We start from the raw sequence: 18,175 nt of genomic DNA, 5'->3' as shown, positions 1-18,175 counted from the left end.
CGCTTACACCATCCCGTAGTCCGGCAGCGTGATGTCGTCCTTCAGGCTGTTGCCGATCAGCAGGTCGGCGACCGGCGGGATCACCATCATCCGGGTCGCGACCCGCCGCAGCCAGACACCAAACGCCGTCTCGGGCGCGAAGGAGGACGCGAACCCCCGCGCCGCTTTCTGCTTTTCCTCAAGGAACGGCCGCAGCCGCTGTTCATAGACGGCCAGTGCCGGTTCTACCTGCCCGCCCGAGCGGTGCAGTTCCCCCGCCAGAACATAGGCCTCGGTCATCGCCAGCCCGGTGCCTTCGCCCGCCAGCAGCGACGCGCAGGCCGCCGCGTCGCCCAGCAGAACCTTCCGCCCCCGCGACCACTCGGGCACCTCGGTCTGGCTGACCCGGTCGAAATAGACCTCGCCCGCCTTGTCCAGTTCCGCCAGGATCGCCTGCGCCTCCCACCCGGCGCCGCCGAACACATCGTGAAGCACCGCGCGCCGGGCGGCATCGTCCTGCGGCTCCTCTCCCGGAAGATGCGAGGTGGAGAAGACCAGCATGAACAGCGTCCGGTTGTCCCGCATCGAGAATCGCGACAGGCTGATCCCGGGCTCCGCATGGCTGACGTAGATGTTTTCGTCGCGCTGCGGATAGCCCGTGGACTGCCACGCCGCGACGTAGAAGCCGAGCTGCCGCTCGTAATCCTGTTGCGGCCCCCAGCCCAGCTCGCGCACCCGCGAATGCAGCCCGTCCGCGCCGACCAGCAGGTCGAATTCCCGCGACCCGCCGCTTTCCAAAGTCACGCCGACCCGTGTGCCATCCTCTTCGATCGCAGAGACGGTATCGCCGAACAGCGTCTCGGCCGATCCCTCGACGGAGCGATAGATCACCTCCGCCAGATCGCCGCGCGCGATGCTGGTGAAGCGGTCATGCGTCATACGCCGGAAAACATCCGCACCGAACCCGCCGCCGCGGCTGCCGTCGTCGCGGACCAACCGCACCTCTTCCACCTGGTAACCCCGCTCGCGGATCGGTCCGATCAGCCCCATCCGCTCTGCCACGTCATAGCCGGTGCCCCAGAAGTCGATGACATAGCCGCCCGTGCGGAACGTCGGTGCCTTTTCGATCAGCGTGGGTTCATGTCCGCACCGCAGCAGGAAATGCGCCAGCGTGGGTCCGGCCACACCAGCCCCGGAAATTCCGATCTTCATTGTCTCGCTCCTTGATGGCTTTTCCGGCCTGTCCGAATCTGTGTACCAGGCGGTACACACCTCTGGTACCTAACACCGCCGCCGCTATAGTCAATCCATGAGCCGAGACCGATTTTCCCGCCTGAACGCCGAAACCCGCGCGCTTCTTCTGCGCTGTGCGACCGAGGAATTTGCCGAAAAGGGTTACGACGCGGCCTCGCTGAATCGGATCCTCGAACGCGCGGAAATGGGGAAAAGCTCGTTCTATTACTACTTCGAGAACAAGGCCGACCTGTTCGAGACACTGCTCGAGGTCACCCTCGCCGATCTGTTCGAGCGCGCCGGATCCTTCGACCTCGACAGCCTCGACAGTGCTGGCTTCTGGTCGGGATGCGAGGCTTTCTACGCCCGCTGCATCGCCGCCGTCAGCCACGCGCCGCAGGCCCTGAAACTCGGCTCGATCTTCTACCAGACCCGCGCCGCAGGCGTGCATTCCGAGGCCATCGAACCGATGATCACCCAGGCCCGCGACTGGGTCGCCGGTTTCGTTGTGCGTGGCCAGGCCCTCGGAGTGATCCGCGCCGACCTGCCAGAGCCGCTGCTGATCGACATCATGATGGGCGTCGGCGAGGCGCTGGACCGCTGGTTCGTCGCGAACTGGGACGGCATGGACGATGCGGCGCGCAACCGCATGGCCGCCGAGCATATCGGCCTGTTCCGCCGCCTGCTCGAACCCTGACCGCACGGGTGCCAGCGCTGCCCGCATGCGGCAATTCGCGCAGAGGTATCGCAGCGCAGCCTCGTTGAAACCGCTTCCGGAACAGACACATAGAAATCGTAAGGCGGGCACATGCCCGCCTCCCCGGCGTCGGGACGGCACGCGCCGCCCCTTCTGGAGCGCTGCGCTCCCCGGCCCGGATGACCTGACAGGAGATCACCATGAGCAACGAATTCGAAGGCAAATCCGCCATCGTCACCGGCGCAGCGTCGGGTATCGGCGCGGCCATCGCCCGCGAACTGGCGGCGGGCGGCGCAAAGGTGCTGGTCGCCGACCTGCACGAGGGCCCGGCCGAAGACATGTGCAAGGAGATCCGCGACGCCGGCGGCACCGCCGAGCCCTTCGCCGTTGATGTCAGCAAGCCTGAACAGGTGGAGGCTATGGTTGCAAAGGCCGTCGACCTCTGGGGCGGCCTCGACATGGCCGTCAACAACGCCGGCATCGGCGGCCCCGCCGCCCCGGTCGGGGAATACCCGCTGGACGGCTGGCATCAGGTGATCGGCGTCAACCTGAACGGCGTCTTCTACGGCTGCCGCTACGAGATCGCGGCGATGGAGAAATCCGGCGGCGGCGCCATCGTCAACATCGCCTCGATCCTCGGTTCGGTCGGCTTCGCCCAGTCCTCGGCCTATGTCACCGCCAAGCACGGCGTCGTTGGCCTGACCAAGAACGCCGCGTTGGAATACAGCGCCAAGGGCATTCGCGTGAACGCTGTCGGCCCAGCGTTCATCAAGACCCCGCTGATCGACAGCGCGATGACCGATGAGCAGCAGCAGGGCCTGGCCGGGATGCACCCCATCGGACGTCTGGGCCAGCCCGAGGAAGTGGCCGCGCTGGTCTGCTTCCTGCTGTCGGACCGCGCGTCCTTCATCACCGGCAGTTATCACCTCGTCGACGGCGCCTACACGGCGCAATAGGCACCCAAGGCAAACTTCCGGCTATCGCACCGCAAAAGAAAAAACCCGGCCGCAGGGCCGGGTTTCACCTGTCCGTAGGCGCCGGAGCCGCTCAGTGCAGCTTGGCTTCCACGGTCGCGATCGAGTCGTCGATCAGCTTGTTGGCGGCGGCGGCGGTCATCTCCTTGGCGATCACCTCCCTGGCCGCGGCAATGGCGACATTTACCGCCTGATCGCGCACTTCCTTCACAGCCTTGGCCTGAGCCGAGGCGATCTGCTCCTCGGCGCCCTGCAGACGGCGGGCCATGGAAACCTCCAGGTCCTGCTTCGCCTGCTCGGCGGCCTGACGGGCTTCTTCCTTGGCGTGCTCGACGATGCGCACCGACTGCTCGGCCACTTCCTTCTGCCGACGCTCGTAAGAGGCCAGCACGGTCTGCGCTTCTTCACGCAGCGCCTTGGCTTCGTCCAGCTCGGCCCGGATCCCCGCCGACCGCTTGTCCAGCATGCGGCCCAGGATCCCCGGAACGCCCAGGAAAACCAGCGCGCCGATGAAGATCAGGAACGCGATCAGAACGACGAAGTTGGTGTTCCGCAGCGAAACGAAGGGGCCGGTCGCGGCCAGCACCGGGCTGGCGGCCACCAGGGCAAACAGCGTTACAAGATAGCGCATCGCTCAGGCCCTCTTCATCTGTTCGGAAACCGCCGCATCGACGGTCGCGGCATCGGCTTTCGTACCCAGCGCGGCGACGATCTCGGCCGCGGCTTCCTTGGCCACCGACTCGACGCTTGCCAGAGCGTTGGCGCGGATTTCTCCGATCGCCTTCTCCGATTCCGCCACCTTCGCGGCGATCTCGGCATCGGCCTTGGCATTCGCCTCGTCCAGCTCGGCCTGCATCTCGGCCTTCGCCTCGTTGATGATCGCCTGAGCTTCCGAGCGGGCATCCGCCAGCGCCTGGTTATAGGCGGCTTCGGCTTCCTGCGCCTTCAGCTTCAACTCTTCGGCGGCAGCGACATCGTTGGTCACCGACCCGGCGCGTTCGGCCAGAACCGACGCGATGCGGGGCAGCGCGATACGGCTGATGATCAGGTAGAGCGCCACCAGCGCGACCAGCAGCCAGAAGATCTGGTTCGGCCAGCTGTTGAAGTCGAGCTGCGGCATGCCGACGGCCTCGCCTCCGCCATGCGCGGCGGATTCGACACCATGCGCGCCCTCGACGGCGTGCGCCGCGCCTTCGACCGCATGCTCCGCACCTTCGGTGCCGTGGGTCGCCGCCTCGTCCGTCGCCTGGGCGAGGATGATGGCGCCGTTCGTATCAGTTGCCATGTCGTCCTCCAGACACCTCGTCTACAACGGACGGCCCCCGGGGCCGCCCGCGCGTAAGGAGTGTTAAGAGGCTATCAGACGGCGAACATCAGCAGAAGCGCGACGAGGAACGAGAAGATCCCCAGGGCTTCCGCAAAGGCGATGCCGATGAACATGGTCGCGGTCTGGCCGCCAGCGGCGGACGGGTTGCGCAGGGCGCCGGACAGGAAGTTGCCGACAACGTTGCCCACACCGACGGCAGCGCCGCCCATGCCGACCGAAGCCAGACCTGCGCCGATGAAGGCACCCATTTGTGCGATATCGCCTTCCATGATCGTTTCTCCTTACGTTGGAATTGGCTGAATTGGTGTTCGTTTGCGGGTGGGTGCGTGCAACGGCACGCACCGCCTAGTGCGAGGGATGCAGCGCGTCCTTGAGGTACACGCAGGTGAGGATCGTGAAGACATAGGCCTGGATGAAGGCCACCAGCACTTCGAGCGCATAGATGGTAGAGATCGCCAGCACCGATAGCGGCGTCACCAGCACACCCAGACCCGACAGCAGGATCAGCGGCGCGAAGGCGGCGAAAACCTTGATGACGGCATGGCCGGCCATCATGTTGCCCATGAGGCGAATGGAGTGGCTGACCGGGCGGACGAAGTAGGAAATCACCTCGATCAGCGCCAGGATCGGCCGCAGCGGCAGCGGCGCGGACGACACCCAGAACAGGCTGAGGAATTTCGCGCCGTGAAGCACGAAGCCGGTAATCGTGACCGTCAGGAACACCGCCAGTGCCAGCACCACCGTCACCGCCAGGTGCGACGTCGTCGTAAAGGCCAGCGGCAGCAGGCCGAGGAAGTTCGACATCACGATGAACATGAAAAGCGTGAAAATGTAGGGGAAGAACCGCACCGCGTCCTTGCCGGCCACGTCCTCGACCATCTTGTAGATGAAGCCGTAGGACAGCTCGGCGACGGACTGGATCTTTGTCGGGATGATTGCGCGGCCGCGTGTGCCCGCGACCAGCAGCAGGCTGACCGCCACGACCGTCAGGAACAGCCACAGCGTCACGTTGGTGATCGTGTACCAGTAAACCGGATCGCCGACCTCGCCAAAGAGCGGCTTCACGATGAACTGGTCCATCGGGTGGAAAGCAAGGCCTTCGCTATGTTCTTTCGTCGCCACGATCCTGGTCCCCGTCTTCCTCGGGCGCCGCGCGCCCCGCGTCCTTTTCCTGTGCCGCGCGGGCCGAGCGCATCATCGTCTGCACCCCGGCCGCGAAGCCCAACAAGGTGAATAGCACCAGCAGGATCGGGAGGGTGCCGAACAGCCAATCCAGCCCGTACCCGATGCCGAAACCGATCACGATTCCGGCCACCAGCTCTATCACCATCCGCCAGGCGAGTTCCGCCCCGCCCGCGGCATGTCCCTCGACCGACGGCGCCGGTTCCTTTTCCTTTTTCAGGGCAGCGATCCGTTCGTCCAGCCGCTCGAGGCGCGCCTTGTCTTCTGGATCGACCATGAAACCGGACCCCCGATCAGTCGGGCGGACACTAGGTAGCGGGCGGGAATGAGTCAATCCCGCTTGTTCTCGATCAATACGCTGATATTAAACAGTATTTTTTCACCTCCCACACCGGGAAACCGCCCCTGCATGGCATTTCCCGCCATTCCCCATATTCAACCGAATGGTTGACCAAACCCGCGCCGCTTGCCAAAGCCATTCCATGCAGCCGAGCCTCGACACCGTCTTTGCCGCCCTTGCCGACCCGACCCGGCGCGCCATCCTGCAGATGCTGCTGGAGGACGACATGGCCGTGACCGATGTCGCCGACCCGTTCGAGATGTCGCTGGCCGCGATCTCCAAGCACCTCACCATCCTCACCCGCGCCGGCCTGATCAGCCAGGAAAAGCGCGGCCGGGTGAAATGGTGCAAGCTGGAACCCGACGCCCTGAAATCCGCGTCGGTCTGGATGCAGGGCTTCGGCCAGTTCGAGCCGGTCAACCTCGACGCCTTCGAGGCATTCCTGGAACGGGAACTCGGCACACCGGCGAACGACTGAAGGATTCATTGCCTTCGGGTTGTCCGCCTATGCCCGGAAGCAGCCTTCCCGGCTTGCCGCGCCCGCAACACATCCGCGTCCGCCGCGCCTTGCCCGTTCCGGCCTCGCCGCCTAATGTCCGCCGGCACTCAGTCCGCCCGCCTGTTCCTTCATGCTTCCACGCCCGAAACGATCCTACGTGCTTTGCACCGCACCGCGCAGCGGCAGCACCCTGCTCTGCGGGATGCTCGAGGCGACAAACGCCGCGGGACGCCCGAACTCGCACTTCCACACGCCGTCGCTGGACCGGTGGCTGGAGGTCTACGACCTGAATCCGGCATCCTTCACCACCTCGCGGGATGCTGTCCGGGCGGTCTTCGAGGCGGCCCTCGCGCGCGGCATGGGCGAAACGGACATCTTCGGATTGCGTATGCAGCGTGGCAGCTTCGACTTCTTCCTGCAGCAGCTTGGCCTGCTCGTCCCGGGCCGGATGAGCGATGCCGGGCGGATAGAGAAGGCCTTCGGCCCGACGCTTTTCATTCACCTGTCCCGACAGGACCGCCTCGACCAGGCGATCTCGCGCGTCAGGGCGGAGCAGAGCGGGTTGTGGCACCGCCGTTCGGACGGCACGGAACTGGAACGCCTGGCGCCCGGGCAGGAGCCGCGATACGATCCGGACAGCATCGCCTTCCACATGAAAGACCTGGCTGCGCTCGACGAAGCCTGGGAGGAATGGTTCAGGCAGGAGGCGCTAGAGCCTTTGCGCATCCGCTACGACGATCTGTCCGAGACCCCGCGAAAGGTCCTCGCCCAGGTCCTGTCCGCGCTGGATCTGGACCCGGTGCTGGCTCAATCGGTCGAGATACCCACCGCAAAGCTCGCTGACGCACAGAGCCGCCAGTGGCGCGAGCGGTTCGAAGCGGAGCACCCGGTCAGCAAAGATTAGCGGAACCACTGGCGCTTCTCGCCAACTCCGCCCCGCTTCTTCTGGCAAAAAATATCCCGGGGGAGTCGCCGCAGGCGACGGGGGCAGCGCCCCCCTACACGCACGAAGTGCCAGAAAGCTTGCGCCGCAGGCGCTCAATCAGACTGCGGCTGACCGGTCACGAACACTTCCAGTCCCGCGCCGCGTCCTTCAGGAAGGACGTGAACGCCTGCACCTTCATCGTCCGGTGCAGGTCCACATGGGTGACCAGCCACAGCGGCGAAGACCACTCTTCCCGCGTCGGCCAGACCTCCACCAGACCCGCGCCGCGGTTCATGTCGCAGAGCGGCAGATAGCCGATCCCGGCCCCCTGCTTCACCGCCAGTTCCACCGCCGTCTGCTCGGACGAGCGGAACACGATCTGCTCCGGCTCCACCCGCTCCGCCAGCCACCGGTCGAACGGCGCGCGCGGCGGCTCGTCGCGGGCGACGAACGCATGCCCGGCAAGATCCTCGTCATCCTTCGGCAGTCCGTGCCTGTCGACATAGCTCTGCGCTGCAAAATAAGTGCCGCGCAGCCGCCCGAAGGGCTGCACCACGTTGTCGGGCTCTTCCGGCGGGGATCCGGCGCGGATCGCCACATGCGCCTCGCCGTATTCCAGCCGGAACACCCGCTCGCCGGTCAGAAGCCGCACGATCACCCCGGGATGCTCTTCGCGGAAGGCGACCAGCGTCGGCAGGATCAGCGGCGCGACACCGCTCAAAGTGGTGACGATCAGTTCCCCGGTCACCTCCTCGCCCCGCCCGCGGATGCGTCCCGCCAGCAGGGTGAACTGCTCGTCCGTCGCCTGCGCCACCTGCAGCAGGTCGCGCCCTGCTTCGGTCGGCGTGTAGCCTCGCGCGTGCCGCTGGAACAGCTTCACGCCCAGCCGCTGCTCCAGCGCGTCGATATGCCGGATGACCGTCGCATGATGAACCCCCAGCGCCGAGGCGGCGCCGCTGACCGTGCCAAGTCGCGCCACCTGATAGGCGGTGCGGATCTCGTCCCAGTTCTCCATCGAGGTTCCTTGTGCGCGTTCCAACATGTCGGGCGACCTTTCGGCACTTCTGTTCAGATTTGCTATATCTAACAATCAGGATTTGCGATTTCCACAAGATTGCCCTCGGGGTTATGGAAATAGACCGAACGGACCGGTCCAACCGCCCCGTCACGCACGCCCTCGGCCATGATGCCCCCTAAGGTTTCAGCCACTCCATCATGAAGAAATAGGGCGCCTGATCATAGCGGTCCCGCTTCGTCTCGCTGGTATCGCCGATTGCGCGCGGCTCTTCGAAGGCGGTCAGCCGCAATCCCTGCTCCAGGAATGCGCCCATATAAGCCGCCATCGGCCGGTGCCAGTTGCGGATGCGGATGCCGCGCCACTCGTACCAGCCGTCGAATTCCTCTAGGTAGCGGTTCATCTGGATCAGCCGCCCGCCGCTCTCATGCTTGTCGAAGGCCGTCGCGGCGGTGTTGAACGGCTGCAGGTTGGCGACCAGCACACGCCCGCCCGGCCGCAGCACCCGCGCCGCCTCGGCCACCGCGCCGCGCATGTCGTCGATGTCGATGAGCGTCAGGTAGAAGACCGCAAGGTCGAACGCGCCGTCGTCGAAGGGCAGCGCCTCGGCCCGTCCCTTCACGTATTCCCCCTCCGGATCGCGCCGGATTGCCTCGTCCAGCAGCCCCTGCGCAGGCTCCAGCCCCACCGCCGCGATCCCCTGCCCCCGCAGCCAGCGGCAAAACCGGCCTTCGCCGCAGCCGATATCCAGCGCACGGCCGGGCGCCGCCGCCAGCACCCGCGCCCGCATCGGCCCGTCCAGCACATATTGCCGGCTGAAATCGCCAAGCTCTCCCTGATCGGCGATCCAGGCCGCCGCCGACGCTTCCCAGCCGTTGTCCATCACCGCCCCCGAAAAAATCTTGGCGCCGCGGGAACCATTCCGTCGCCGCCTGCGTTGTGCCTCCGGTCCGCTCCGGCCAGCGGCGCCTTTCTATACAAGCGCAGCCGGAGTCGGCAACGTTCGGAGCAGGCGGAGCGCTCATTTCATGACGGACCTGATCGCGGGTCACGAGGCATTCGTGGCGCTGGCTCTCTTGGGCCTGATCTTCGCTGCCTTCGTGGCCGAACTCTATCCGCCTGAGGTCACGGCCACCGCGGGTGCGGCTCTGTTCATACTGCTGGGCCTGGTACCCGCCGGCGACGTGGCCGACGCTTTCTCCAACGCCGCGCCGCTGACCATTGCGGCGATGTTCGTCATCTCCGGCGCGCTGGTCCGAACCGGCCTGCTCGACGCGCTGGCGCAACTCATCGTGTCGCGGGCAGAAGATTATCCGATCCAGACGCTGGCCCTGTTCTTCGGCGCCACAATGGTGGCCTCCGCCTTCGTCAACAACACGCCGGTGGTACTGATCCTGATCCCGGTAGTGATCCGGCTGGCGCAGGCGCGCGGCACTGCATCGACCAAACTGCTGATCCCGCTCTCCTATACCGCCATACTCGGGGGCACCTGCACCTTGGTCGGCACCTCCACCAACCTGCTGGTGGATGGTGTCGCGCGGGATGCCGGAATGCAGCCCTTCGGCATCTTCGAGATCGCACCCGTGGGCCTTGTGACTGCCGCCGTCGGCATGGGTTTCCTGCTGCTGTTCGGGCGCCACCTGCTGCCAGAGCGTGGCGATACCGGCCAGATGGACGACCGCATCGCCGGCTCGCCCTTTCTGACCGAGGTGACGATCCTCGAGGACTCGCCTTTCGCCCGTCACCCGCTGGCAGAGGCGGGGCCGCTCAACCGCCGCGGCATCCGCATCACCGGCCTGCGCCGCGGGTCCGAGATGTTGCGCGGCGCGCTGCAAGAGGAATCGCTGCAGACGGGCGATGTGCTCATTGTGCTGACCAACATGGCCGAACTGCTGACCCTGCACGAAACGCGCGGCCTGCGCACCGGTCTGCGCCGCAGCCCGCCAAACCAGGCGCGCCGCGCAGACGACACCAGGATGGTGCAGGTCGAGGCCATCGTGACCCCGGCGCGCGCCGCCGTCGGCGCGCGCCTGGCCGAACTGGGCCTCGGCTCGCGCTATGGCGTGCGGGTCCTCGGCGTCCACCGTCCGCACCATATCGCCGGGGCCGACCTGTCTTCGGTCCGCCTGCGCGCCGCCGACCGGCTGCTGATGGAGGGCCCGCCGGAAAGCTTCGACCGGCTTGCCCAGCGCGGCGACCTCGTCGCGATCACCCGCGCCTCGGGCCGGGCCTACCGCCGCCGGCAGGCGCCGCTGGCGCTCCTGGCCCTGATCCTCGTCGTCGCGCTTTCCGCCTTCGGCATCACCGACATCCTGATCGCCGCGCTGCTGGCCGTGGCCGCGATGCTGGTCCTGCGCTGCATAGACAATGACGAGGCATGGGATTCCATCGACGCCGGTATCCTCGTTCTGGTCTTCGCCATGCTGATCGTCGGCAAGGGGCTGGAACTCTCCGGCGCGGTGGAACTCGTCGTTGGCGCCATCGCGCCAATACTCGAAACCCTGCCTCCGGTCCTGGTCCTTGCCGCCGTCTACGCCACCGCTTCGCTGCTGACCGAAACAGTGACCAACAACGCCGTCGCCGTAGTCCTGACTCCGGTGGTGATTGCCCTGGCGGATCGGCTCGGCTTCGATGCCCGCGCACTTGTCGTGGCGGTAATGCTGGGCGCCAGCGCCTCCTTCGCCACGCCCATCGGCTATCAGACCAACACGCTGGTCTACGGCGCGGGCAATTACCGCTTCGCCGACTTCCTGCGCGTCGGCGTACCGATGAACATCATCGCCGGCGCCGCGGCTGTGCTTGCGATATCCTTCTTCTTCCCGCTGCAGCCGTGACCTGCGCCCGGCTGCGGCCCCGACTCTGCCCTTGACTCTCTCCCCCGTCCCCGCGTAATCCGCGCGCAATCTCCGGAAGTGCCAGCGCTTCCGGTCCCCGTGCATTGCGGGGATCGCCCCCCGCCAGCGAGTTTCGCCCGCGGGGGCGCTTGGCGCATCCCGGGTCGCTCCCTACCTCTGGGGGGCAATCGAAACCGACACGAAGGCCACGCGATGTTCGAGAACCTGTCAGACCGCCTGTCCGGCGTCTTCGACCGCCTCACCAAGCAGGGAGCGCTCAGCGAGGACGACGTCAAGACCGCGCTGCGCGAGGTCCGCGTGGCGCTGCTCGAGGCCGACGTGTCGCTTCCCGTGGCGCGCGACTTCGTCAAGGCGATCCAGGACAAGGCCACCGGCCAGGCGGTGACGAAGTCGGTCACGCCCGGCCAGCAGGTCGTCAAGATCGTCCATGACGAGCTGGTCCACGTGCTGTCTGGCGACAATCAGGACCCCGGCGAGCTGAAGATCGACAACCCGCCCGCGCCGATCCTCATGGTCGGTCTGCAGGGCTCGGGCAAGACCACCACCACCGCCAAGCTCGCCAAGCGCCTGACCGAGAAGAACGGCAAGCGCGTCCTGATGGCCTCGCTCGACACCAACCGCCCCGCCGCCATGGAGCAGCTGGCGATCCTCGGCCAGCAGATCGGCGTTGACACCCTGCCCATCGTCAAGGGCGAGAGCGCGCAGCAGATCGCAAAGCGGGCGAAACAGCAGGCCACCCTCGGCGGCTACGACGTCTACATGCTAGATACCGCCGGGCGCCTCCATATCGATGCGGAACTGATCCAGCAGGCCGCCGACGTCCGCGACATCACCAAACCGCGCGAAACCCTCCTCGTCGTTGACGGCCTCACCGGTCAGGACGCGGTGAACGTCGCCGAGGCCTTCGACCGCGACATCGGCATCACCGGCGTGGCGCTTACCCGGATGGACGGCGACGGCCGCGGCGGCGCCGCCCTCTCGATGCGCGCCGTCACCGGCAAGCCGATCAAGTTCGTCGGCCTCGGCGAAAAGATGGACGCGATCGAGGAATTCCACCCCGAACGCATCGCCGGCCGCATCCTAGGCATGGGCGACATCGTCAGCCTCGTCGAAAAGGCGCAGGCCACCATCGAGCAGGAGCAGGCCGAGCGCATGATGCGCCGGTTCCAGAAGGGTCAGTTCAACATGAACGACCTGAAGATGCAGCTCGAGCAGATGATGAAGATGGGCGGCATGGAAGGCATCATGGGAATGATGCCCGGCATGAAGAAGATGAAGGGCCAGATGGACGAGGCCGGCATGGACGACACCGTCATCCGCCGCCAGATCGCCCTGATCCAGTCGATGACGAAGAAGGAACGCGCCAACCCAAAGATCCTGCAGGCCTCCCGCAAGAAGCGGATCGCCTCGGGCGCCGGTCTCGAAGTGTCGGAGCTGAACCGCCTGCTCAAGATGCAGCGGCAGATGTCCGACATGATGAAGAAGATGGGTAAGATGAAGGGCGGCGCGCTGAAACAGGCCATGCGCGGCATGTTCGGCAAGGGCATGCCGTCCGAGGCGGAAATGCAGGCCGCGGCGCAGCAGATGGGCGGCGGCGGCGGTATGCCCGGCGGACTGCCCAAGGGCTTCCCCGGCATGCCCGGCGGCGGCGCGGGCGGCATGCAGCTGCCCCCCGGTCTCTCCGGCTTAGGCAAGAAGAAATAGGCCCATGACTCCGCTTCGCCTCCAAACCGCATCTGCCGTCCCCGCGCAGCAAGTCGCGCGTCCCGACACCGCCCGGTGACCGGCGCGGCCGTGCATATCCCCACGCTGACGACAGAGCGTCTGATCCTCCGTGCTCCGTGCATCGGGGACCTGGAAGCCTATGCCCGTTTCCGCATGGACGCAGAGCGCACGGTCTTTCTCGGCGCCCCCTTCACCAAGACAGAGGCATTCGAACAGCTCGGCGAACTGATCGGCCACTGGCAGCTGCGCGGCTACGGCCGCTTCATGGTCACCGACCGCGAAACCGGCACGCCCCTTGGCGTCGTCGGTCCGTTCTACCCCTCGTCCTGGCCAGAGCCGGAAATCGCATGGTCCCTCTTTGCCGAGGGTGAAGGCCGCGGCATCGCTTACGAGGCGGCGCTCGCCTCCCGCGCATGGGCTTACGAGACGCTCGGCTGGACCACCGCGATCAGCCTGATCGCCGAAAACAACACCCGCTCGCAGAACCTCGCCCGGCGCCTCGGCGCACGGCCGGAAAGCGTTTACGAGCACCCGGATTACGGCCCGATGCCGGTCTGGCGCCATCCCTCGCCCGAGGAGCTGGCCGCATGACCGTGTCCCTCACCGGCACCACCCGGCTGGAAACCGAGCGCCTGATCCTCCGCGCGCCGGAGCCGATCGACTACCCGGTATGGGAGGCATTCTTCCTCACCGACCGCGCGACGTTCATCGGCGGCGGACCGGAGCATGACAAGGGCCGCGCCTGGCGCGCCTTCTGCAGCCTGATGGGCCACTGGCTGATGAACGGCTGCGGCGTCTTCGCGATGATCGACCGCGACAGCGGTGCCGTGCTGGGCAGCTGCGGACCGTGGTTCCCCTCGCTCTGGCCCGAGCGCGAGATCGGCTGGACGGTCTGGGACCCGGCGGCCGAAGGCAAGGGCTACATGGCCGAGGCCGCGACAGCGATCATCGCCCATGTCTTCAACGATCTGCGCTGGGACACTGCGGTCAGCTACATCGACCCGAAGAACACGCGCTCCATGGCGCTGGCGGAACGCTTAGGTGCGACCGTCGATGCGAATGCCGTGTCGCCGTTTGACGACGGCACCCTGGTCTACCGCCACCCGGCCCCCGATGCCGAGGGCGGCATGGAGGCCTACGCGTGACCGCCCCCGTGATTCATACCCAGCGCCTGACCCTGCGCCCGCATATCGCGGCGGATTTCGCGGACTACGCCGCGTTCCTCGCCAGCGACCGCGCCAGCTTCATGGGCGGCCCCCATGACACCGACGTGGCCTGGGGCTGGTTCACATCGGACATCGCGCAATGGTCTCTGTTCGGCTTTGGCGGGCTGGCGATCACCGATCGTTTCACCGGCGAGGTGTTCGGCCAGATCTCGATCATCAAGCCGCCGCGCTGGATCGAGCCGGAAATCGGCTGGCTGCTCTACGACGCCGCCGAGGGCAAAAGCATCGCCTATGAGGCCGCGGTCGCCCTCTGCAACCATGGCTTCGCGGAATTGGGCCTGTCGACGCTGGTCAGCTATATCGACCCCGGCAACACCCGCTCCCGCACGCTGGCGGAACGGCTCGGCGGCGTCCTCGACCCCGACGTGGCACGGCCCGATCCGGAAGACGTGGTGTACCGCTACCCGGCACCGGAGGCACGTCAATGACCGGTCCCGTCCTCCAGACAGAGCGCCTGACGCTTCGCCGCCCCGGCGCTTCGGACGAAAAGGCGATGCTCGGTTTCCTGATGTCGCCGCGCGCCGAATTTTACGGCGGCCCGATGGATCTGGCCAACGCATGGCGCAAGTTCGCGACCTATGTCGGACAATGGGACCTGCGCGGCTATGGCATGTTCGCCGTCGTCCTCACCGACACCGGCGAAACCATCGGCATGGCCGGCCCGTTCCACCCGGGCGAGTTCGACGAGCCAGAGATGAGCTGGCTCCTGAGCGATGCCGCGCATGAGGGCAAGGGTTACGCCCGCGAGGCAAGCGCGGCTGTGCTGCATCACCTGTTCCACGATCTCGGGTGGCAGGGCGTGATCAGCTACATCGACCCGGCCAACGCCCCGTCCCTTGCCCTGGCCGAACGGCTGGGCGCGCGCCGCGATCCGTCAGCCGTCTCACCGCTGCCGGGCTGCGACACCTATCGCCACATGGCGCCGGAATTGGTCCAATGATCGCTTTTTGCCAGCACCTCGCCCGGACCAGCATGTCACGGACCATCCCAGTACGGGCCGCGCACGCCCCATACACCCGTTTCCCCGAGCACGGAGACCGCCCATGACCGACGTCGTCGCCCGCGCCGCCGAACTTCTTGCGCAGCACCGCGCCAGCATCGACCGGCTGGACGCGATCCTCGTCTACACGCTGGCCGAACGGTTCAAGCACACGCAGGAAGTCGGCCTTCTCAAGGCCGAACACGACCTTCCGCCCTCGGACCCGGCGCGCGAGGATCAGCAGATCGCGCGGCTCGAGGCGCTGTCGAAAGAGGCCGGGCTCGACCCGGAATTCGCCAAGGCTTTCCTCTCTTTCATCATAGAGGAAGTCATCCGTCACCACAGGAAACACCAATCGTAAGGGGCGATCCGAAATCGCCCGACCCACGCCATTCAAAGGAGAAAATCAAATGGCTATGAAGATCCGACTGGCCCGCGGCGGCTCCAAGAAGCGCCCGCATTACTCGATCGTCGCCGCCGACTCGCGGATGCCCCGCGACGGCCGCTTCATCGAGAAACTGGGCACCTACAACCCGCTGCTGCCGAAGGACTCGGAAGACCGCGTGAAGATGGACATGGAGCGTGTCGAGTACTGGCTCGGCAAGGGCGCCCAGCCCACCGACCGCATCGCCCGCATGCTGGAAGCCGCAGGCGTCCGCGACAAGGCAGAGCGCAACAACCCGAACAAGGCGAAACCCGGCAAGAAAGCCGAAGAGCGCGCTGAAGAAAAAGCCGCCAAGGCCGCCGCTGCGTCCGAAGCCGCTGCCGCTCCCGCCGAAGAGCCGGTCGAGGAAGTCGCGGCCGAGGAATCGGCGGAGTAATCCGCCAACCCTCCGATGGCACAGAGCTTTTTCATCGGCGTCGTGCATGAGCGCCAGGCCGCGATGGCCCGCAAAGCGGGCATCGTCGCCTTCAGCCATGGCCGCGAAGCGCCGGTGAAAAGCCTCTCTGTCGGCGACGCGGTGATCCTCTACGCGCCGAAGACCGACTTCGACGGCAAACCCGTGCAAGCCTTCATCGCCCACGCAACGGTCACCGGCGAAGAGGCAGAGCAGCGCGAGTTCGCGCCGGGCATGATCGCCTGGTGCCGCGCCGCGCGGTTCGACGACGTGAACACCGTCCCGGTGCGGCCGCTGCTGGATGACCTCGGCTTCATCCGCAACAAGCAGCACTGGGGCATGGCCTTCCGACAGGGGAAATTCGCGATCCCCGACCCGGATTATCGCCTGATTGCCAGCGCGATGGGTCTCACCGCATGAACGACGACCGCATCTGCGTCGGCGCCTTCGCCGGGTCCTTCGGGGTCAAGGGAGAGGTGCGGCTGAAAAGCTTCTGCGCCGATCCCGAGGCGATCGCCGATTACGGCCCGCTCTGGTCCGAGGACGGCAAACGCCAGTTCGCCCTGAACCTGACCCAGTCGATCAAGTCCGGCTTCGCCGCCCGCGTCGACGGCATCGCGACCAAGGAACAGGCGGACACCCTGCGCGGCGTCCGCCTTTATGCCGACCGTGACGCTCTGCCCGATCTGCCGGATGACGAATACTACCACGCCGACCTGATCGGCCTCGAAGTCCGCGACACCGGCGGCGCGCTCCTCGGCACGGTCAAGGCCGTCCTGAACCACGGCGCCACCGACCTGCTGGAGGTAACGGGCGCCGGCCTGAAAGAGCCGGTCCTGCTGCCCTTCACCCTCGCGATAGTACCGACCGTCGATCTCTCCGCCGGCCGCATCGTCGCCGACCCGCCCGAGGGCCTGTTCCCCGAACAGTGATCCATACCGGAACGCGCCGCACCCTTTCGGCGTTGTCCTTCCGAAAACGGCGCCAGTTCGGATGGCCGGAACGGAAAGGACGGACAAATGATCGAATGGATTCTGATACTTCTCGTCGTCGCGGCCATCGCGGCGCTACTGGGCTTCGGCCGCATCTCCGGCCTCGCCCTTTCTGGCGCGAAGATACTGGTCTTCGTGGTGCTGATCCTGTTCCTGCTGGTACTGTTCGGCATCATCGGTCTGGCGGCCTGACCCGCACCTGAGATCCGGGGCGGGCTGGACTGCATCGCGTTTTCCGCTATGGAACGCTGCATGACCCGCCCCAGCAAATCCCATGGACGCCTGTCCATCGGCGCAAGCCTCAAACCGCGCGAACCGATGACCGACCGGCCCGAACTGGCCGGCGCCTGGACCGCGAAGGTCATTACCCTGTTCCCCGATACCTTCCCCGGCGTGCTGGGCGCATCCCTGACCGGCAAGGCGCTTGAAAAGGGCCTGTGGCGGCTGGAACCCATCGACCTTCGGCCCTTCGGCGAAGGGAAACACCGCAACGTCGACGACACGCCCGCAGGCGGCGGCGCTGGCATGGTCCTGCGTGCCGACGTGATGGGGGCAGCTCTCGACCACGCGGCAAAAGGCACCCCGCCCGACCGCGCCGAATGGCCGATCATCTACCTTTCCCCGCGCGGCAAACCCTTCGACCAGGCCACCGCCCGGCGACTGTCGCAAACGAAGGGTGCCACCCTGATCTGCGGCCGGTTCGAGGGGCTCGACCAGCGTGTCATCGACGCCTACGGGATCGAGGAAATCTCGCTGGGCGACTTCGTCCTGACCGGCGGCGAAATCGCAGCGCAGGCGCTGCTTGACGCCACCGTCCGGCTGATGCCGAACGTGCTGGGCAACGAGACGTCGACCGAGGAAGAAAGCTTTTCCGAGGGCCTGCTCGAGCACCCGCAATACACCCGTCCCGCCGAGTGGCGCGGCCACGAGATTCCGCCGGTCCTGCTCTCCGGCAACCATGGCGAGGTCGAGAAATGGCGCCGCAGCCAGTCTGAATCCCTCACCCGGGAACGACGCCCCGACCTCTGGGCGGCTCATCAGGGCAAACCAACCTGATCCCCCGCATTTTCTGGCCGAGAACATCCCGGAATGGACCCGGCGTGCGTCATCGGTGCAAGCGCGTTTGATGACGGGTAGAGCCCCCAGCAATGATGGGCTGGCGTGCATCGCGGCCCCACATTTTAGCCGCCCGGCCCCCTTGCCAACCGCCCCCGTTTTCCCTTAAAAGCCCCCAACCTGCCGGGCTGCGCCCGAGTCAGGTGTTTTTGCTGTTCGCCGATGGGATTGCGCACAGGGGTTTCTTCGCCCCGTCAAAGCCGGTCCCGCGGGCAGCAGATCAAGGAACGACGACCTGAACCTCCGGCGGGCGCTGCGGCGAACCCGATAGA

At 66.3% G+C, this 18,175-nt stretch carries 24 protein-coding genes; 16 read left to right on the top strand and 8 right to left on the bottom strand.

Annotation, left to right across the window (positions count from 1 at the left end):
* Positions 1–3: 3 nt before the first annotated feature.
* Positions 4–1,191, bottom strand: coding sequence for an FAD-binding domain (locus HCO70_RS01175; RefSeq protein ID WP_172292296.1), 1,188 nt, complete (start codon positions 1,189–1,191; stop codon positions 4–6).
* 97 nt (positions 1,192–1,288) lie between these two features.
* On the opposite strand from HCO70_RS01175, the gene HCO70_RS01170 reads away from it, so the two are divergent.
* Both HCO70_RS01170 and HCO70_RS01165 read left to right on the top strand, forming a co-directional pair.
* Positions 1,289–1,909 (top strand): TetR/AcrR family transcriptional regulator, encoded by a 621-nt coding sequence (locus tag HCO70_RS01170; protein WP_172292294.1) that lies wholly within the window; start codon positions 1,289–1,291, stop codon positions 1,907–1,909.
* A 200-nt stretch (positions 1,910–2,109) separates the two neighbouring features.
* Positions 2,110–2,865 carry an SDR family NAD(P)-dependent oxidoreductase gene (locus tag HCO70_RS01165; RefSeq protein ID WP_172292292.1) on the top strand — a complete coding sequence of 252 codons (756 nt, stop codon included), beginning with the start codon at positions 2,110–2,112 and terminating at the stop codon, positions 2,863–2,865.
* 91 nt (positions 2,866–2,956) lie between these two features.
* Here the strand turns inward: HCO70_RS01165 and HCO70_RS01160 are convergent, their stop codons facing one another.
* The 5 genes from HCO70_RS01160 to HCO70_RS01140 all read right to left on the bottom strand — a co-directional run bounded on the left by HCO70_RS01160 (position 2,957) and on the right by HCO70_RS01140 (position 5,669).
* A complete protein-coding gene (locus HCO70_RS01160) occupies positions 2,957–3,514 on the bottom strand; it encodes a F0F1 ATP synthase subunit B (RefSeq protein WP_172292290.1) in 558 nt (185 codons plus the stop codon).
* Positions 3,515–3,517: 3 nt separating this feature from the next.
* Positions 3,518–4,168, bottom strand: a complete 651-nt coding sequence (locus tag HCO70_RS01155) for a F0F1 ATP synthase subunit B' (protein ID WP_172292288.1) — start codon at positions 4,166–4,168, stop codon at positions 3,518–3,520.
* 74 nt (positions 4,169–4,242) lie between these two features.
* Entirely contained in the window at positions 4,243–4,479 is a 237-nt protein-coding gene (locus HCO70_RS01150; RefSeq protein ID WP_172292286.1) for a F0F1 ATP synthase subunit C, read from the bottom strand.
* A gap of 76 nt (positions 4,480–4,555) precedes the next feature.
* Positions 4,556–5,332: a F0F1 ATP synthase subunit A gene (locus HCO70_RS01145; RefSeq protein WP_172292284.1), complete on the bottom strand. Its 777-nt coding sequence runs from the start codon at positions 5,330–5,332 to the stop codon at positions 4,556–4,558.
* On the bottom strand, positions 5,313–5,669 hold the full coding sequence (locus HCO70_RS01140; protein WP_172292283.1) for an AtpZ/AtpI family protein: 357 nt from the start codon (positions 5,667–5,669) through the stop codon (positions 5,313–5,315). Before HCO70_RS01140 ends, HCO70_RS01145 begins: the two co-directional genes overlap by 20 nt.
* 205 nt (positions 5,670–5,874) lie before the next feature.
* Between HCO70_RS01140 and HCO70_RS01135 the strand changes: the two genes are divergently transcribed.
* The gene (locus HCO70_RS01135) at positions 5,875–6,210 is read left to right on the top strand and encodes a metalloregulator ArsR/SmtB family transcription factor (RefSeq protein WP_172292281.1); all 336 of its coding nucleotides are present in this window, start codon (positions 5,875–5,877) and stop codon (positions 6,208–6,210) included.
* A 151-nt stretch (positions 6,211–6,361) separates the two neighbouring features.
* The gene (locus HCO70_RS01130) at positions 6,362–7,135 is read left to right on the top strand and encodes a Stf0 family sulfotransferase (protein WP_172292279.1); all 774 of its coding nucleotides are present in this window, start codon (positions 6,362–6,364) and stop codon (positions 7,133–7,135) included.
* Between the two features lie 157 nt (positions 7,136–7,292).
* On the opposite strand, the gene HCO70_RS01125 is transcribed toward HCO70_RS01130, so the two are convergent.
* The gene (locus HCO70_RS01125; protein ID WP_172296048.1) at positions 7,293–8,171 is read right to left on the bottom strand and encodes a LysR family transcriptional regulator; all 879 of its coding nucleotides are present in this window, start codon (positions 8,169–8,171) and stop codon (positions 7,293–7,295) included.
* A 178-nt stretch (positions 8,172–8,349) separates the two neighbouring features.
* Complete coding sequence (locus tag HCO70_RS01120; protein ID WP_172292277.1) at positions 8,350–9,054, bottom strand: class I SAM-dependent methyltransferase; 705 nt, start codon at positions 9,052–9,054, stop codon at positions 8,350–8,352.
* Positions 9,055–9,199: 145 nt separating this feature from the next.
* Here HCO70_RS01120 and HCO70_RS01115 point away from each other — a divergent pair, with 145 nt between their 5' ends.
* From HCO70_RS01115 to trmD, 12 genes are all read left to right on the top strand, one after another.
* Complete coding sequence (locus HCO70_RS01115) at positions 9,200–11,005, top strand: SLC13 family permease (RefSeq protein ID WP_172292275.1); 1,806 nt, start codon at positions 9,200–9,202, stop codon at positions 11,003–11,005.
* Positions 11,006–11,218: 213 nt separating this feature from the next.
* Positions 11,219–12,730 carry a signal recognition particle protein gene (gene ffh, locus HCO70_RS01110; RefSeq protein ID WP_172292273.1) on the top strand — a complete coding sequence of 504 codons (1,512 nt, stop codon included), beginning with the start codon at positions 11,219–11,221 and terminating at the stop codon, positions 12,728–12,730.
* Between the two features lie 75 nt (positions 12,731–12,805).
* Positions 12,806–13,342, top strand: a complete 537-nt coding sequence (locus HCO70_RS01105) for a GNAT family N-acetyltransferase (RefSeq protein ID WP_371742130.1) — start codon at positions 12,806–12,808, stop codon at positions 13,340–13,342.
* Complete coding sequence (locus tag HCO70_RS01100) at positions 13,339–13,896, top strand: GNAT family N-acetyltransferase (protein WP_172292271.1); 558 nt, start codon at positions 13,339–13,341, stop codon at positions 13,894–13,896. The genes HCO70_RS01105 and HCO70_RS01100 overlap by 4 nt, the downstream gene beginning before the upstream one ends.
* Positions 13,893–14,405 carry a GNAT family N-acetyltransferase gene (locus HCO70_RS01095; RefSeq protein ID WP_172292269.1) on the top strand — a complete coding sequence of 171 codons (513 nt, stop codon included), beginning with the start codon at positions 13,893–13,895 and terminating at the stop codon, positions 14,403–14,405. The genes HCO70_RS01100 and HCO70_RS01095 overlap by 4 nt, the downstream gene beginning before the upstream one ends.
* Entirely contained in the window at positions 14,402–14,917 is a 516-nt protein-coding gene (locus tag HCO70_RS01090; RefSeq protein WP_172292267.1) for a GNAT family N-acetyltransferase, read from the top strand. Before HCO70_RS01095 ends, HCO70_RS01090 begins: the two co-directional genes overlap by 4 nt.
* Before the next feature lie 103 nt (positions 14,918–15,020).
* A complete protein-coding gene (locus tag HCO70_RS01085) occupies positions 15,021–15,317 on the top strand; it encodes a chorismate mutase (RefSeq protein WP_172292265.1) in 297 nt (98 codons plus the stop codon).
* Between the two features lie 49 nt (positions 15,318–15,366).
* Complete coding sequence (gene rpsP, locus HCO70_RS01080) at positions 15,367–15,777, top strand: 30S ribosomal protein S16 (RefSeq protein ID WP_172292263.1); 411 nt, start codon at positions 15,367–15,369, stop codon at positions 15,775–15,777.
* 15 nt (positions 15,778–15,792) lie between these two features.
* Positions 15,793–16,215 (top strand): EVE domain-containing protein, encoded by a 423-nt coding sequence (locus HCO70_RS01075; protein WP_172292261.1) that lies wholly within the window; start codon positions 15,793–15,795, stop codon positions 16,213–16,215.
* Complete coding sequence (gene rimM, locus HCO70_RS01070; protein ID WP_172292259.1) at positions 16,212–16,727, top strand: ribosome maturation factor RimM; 516 nt, start codon at positions 16,212–16,214, stop codon at positions 16,725–16,727. The genes HCO70_RS01075 and rimM overlap by 4 nt, the downstream gene beginning before the upstream one ends.
* An 87-nt stretch (positions 16,728–16,814) precedes the next feature.
* Positions 16,815–16,979: a DUF1328 family protein gene (locus tag HCO70_RS01065; protein ID WP_172292257.1), complete on the top strand. Its 165-nt coding sequence runs from the start codon at positions 16,815–16,817 to the stop codon at positions 16,977–16,979.
* Between the two features lie 60 nt (positions 16,980–17,039).
* Positions 17,040–17,843, top strand: coding sequence for a tRNA (guanosine(37)-N1)-methyltransferase TrmD (trmD, locus tag HCO70_RS01060; protein WP_172292255.1), 804 nt, complete (start codon positions 17,040–17,042; stop codon positions 17,841–17,843).
* The last annotated feature ends 332 nt before the right edge of the window (positions 17,844–18,175 follow it).

The sequence above is a fragment of the Pseudoruegeria sp. HB172150 genome, assembly GCF_013184805.1.
Taxonomy (GTDB): Bacteria; Pseudomonadota; Alphaproteobacteria; order Rhodobacterales; family Rhodobacteraceae; genus Psychromarinibacter.
The sequence above is the reverse complement of the archived record's forward strand: the minus strand, read 5'-3'. Positions and strand labels throughout refer to the sequence as shown.

Excerpts from the sequence above, each read along its gene's own strand:
- HCO70_RS01125 (WP_172296048.1), bottom strand. The coding sequence starts at position 8,171 with ATGGAGAACTGGGACGAGATCCGCACCGCCTATCAGGTGGCGCGACTT.
- HCO70_RS01160 (WP_172292290.1), bottom strand. The coding sequence starts at position 3,514 with ATGCGCTATCTTGTAACGCTGTTTGCCCTGGTGGCCGCCAGCCCGGTG.
- HCO70_RS01065 (WP_172292257.1), top strand. The coding sequence starts at position 16,815 with ATGATCGAATGGATTCTGATACTTCTCGTCGTCGCGGCCATCGCGGCG.
- HCO70_RS01130 (WP_172292279.1), top strand. The coding sequence starts at position 6,362 with ATGCTTCCACGCCCGAAACGATCCTACGTGCTTTGCACCGCACCGCGC.
- HCO70_RS01155 (WP_172292288.1), bottom strand. The coding sequence starts at position 4,168 with ATGGCAACTGATACGAACGGCGCCATCATCCTCGCCCAGGCGACGGAC.
- HCO70_RS01175 (WP_172292296.1), bottom strand. The coding sequence starts at position 1,191 with ATGAAGATCGGAATTTCCGGGGCTGGTGTGGCCGGACCCACGCTGGCG.
- HCO70_RS01075 (WP_172292261.1), top strand. The coding sequence starts at position 15,793 with ATGGCACAGAGCTTTTTCATCGGCGTCGTGCATGAGCGCCAGGCCGCG.
- trmD (WP_172292255.1), top strand. The coding sequence starts at position 17,040 with ATGACCCGCCCCAGCAAATCCCATGGACGCCTGTCCATCGGCGCAAGC.
- HCO70_RS01115 (WP_172292275.1), top strand. The coding sequence starts at position 9,200 with ATGACGGACCTGATCGCGGGTCACGAGGCATTCGTGGCGCTGGCTCTC.
- HCO70_RS01150 (WP_172292286.1), bottom strand. The coding sequence starts at position 4,479 with ATGGAAGGCGATATCGCACAAATGGGTGCCTTCATCGGCGCAGGTCTG.
- HCO70_RS01085 (WP_172292265.1), top strand. The coding sequence starts at position 15,021 with ATGACCGACGTCGTCGCCCGCGCCGCCGAACTTCTTGCGCAGCACCGC.
- HCO70_RS01170 (WP_172292294.1), top strand. The coding sequence starts at position 1,289 with ATGAGCCGAGACCGATTTTCCCGCCTGAACGCCGAAACCCGCGCGCTT.
- rimM (WP_172292259.1), top strand. The coding sequence starts at position 16,212 with ATGAACGACGACCGCATCTGCGTCGGCGCCTTCGCCGGGTCCTTCGGG.
- HCO70_RS01090 (WP_172292267.1), top strand. The coding sequence starts at position 14,402 with ATGACCGGTCCCGTCCTCCAGACAGAGCGCCTGACGCTTCGCCGCCCC.
- HCO70_RS01100 (WP_172292271.1), top strand. The coding sequence starts at position 13,339 with ATGACCGTGTCCCTCACCGGCACCACCCGGCTGGAAACCGAGCGCCTG.
- rpsP (WP_172292263.1), top strand. The coding sequence starts at position 15,367 with ATGGCTATGAAGATCCGACTGGCCCGCGGCGGCTCCAAGAAGCGCCCG.
- HCO70_RS01120 (WP_172292277.1), bottom strand. The coding sequence starts at position 9,054 with ATGGACAACGGCTGGGAAGCGTCGGCGGCGGCCTGGATCGCCGATCAG.
- ffh (WP_172292273.1), top strand. The coding sequence starts at position 11,219 with ATGTTCGAGAACCTGTCAGACCGCCTGTCCGGCGTCTTCGACCGCCTC.
- HCO70_RS01165 (WP_172292292.1), top strand. The coding sequence starts at position 2,110 with ATGAGCAACGAATTCGAAGGCAAATCCGCCATCGTCACCGGCGCAGCG.
- HCO70_RS01135 (WP_172292281.1), top strand. The coding sequence starts at position 5,875 with ATGCAGCCGAGCCTCGACACCGTCTTTGCCGCCCTTGCCGACCCGACC.
- HCO70_RS01140 (WP_172292283.1), bottom strand. The coding sequence starts at position 5,669 with ATGGTCGATCCAGAAGACAAGGCGCGCCTCGAGCGGCTGGACGAACGG.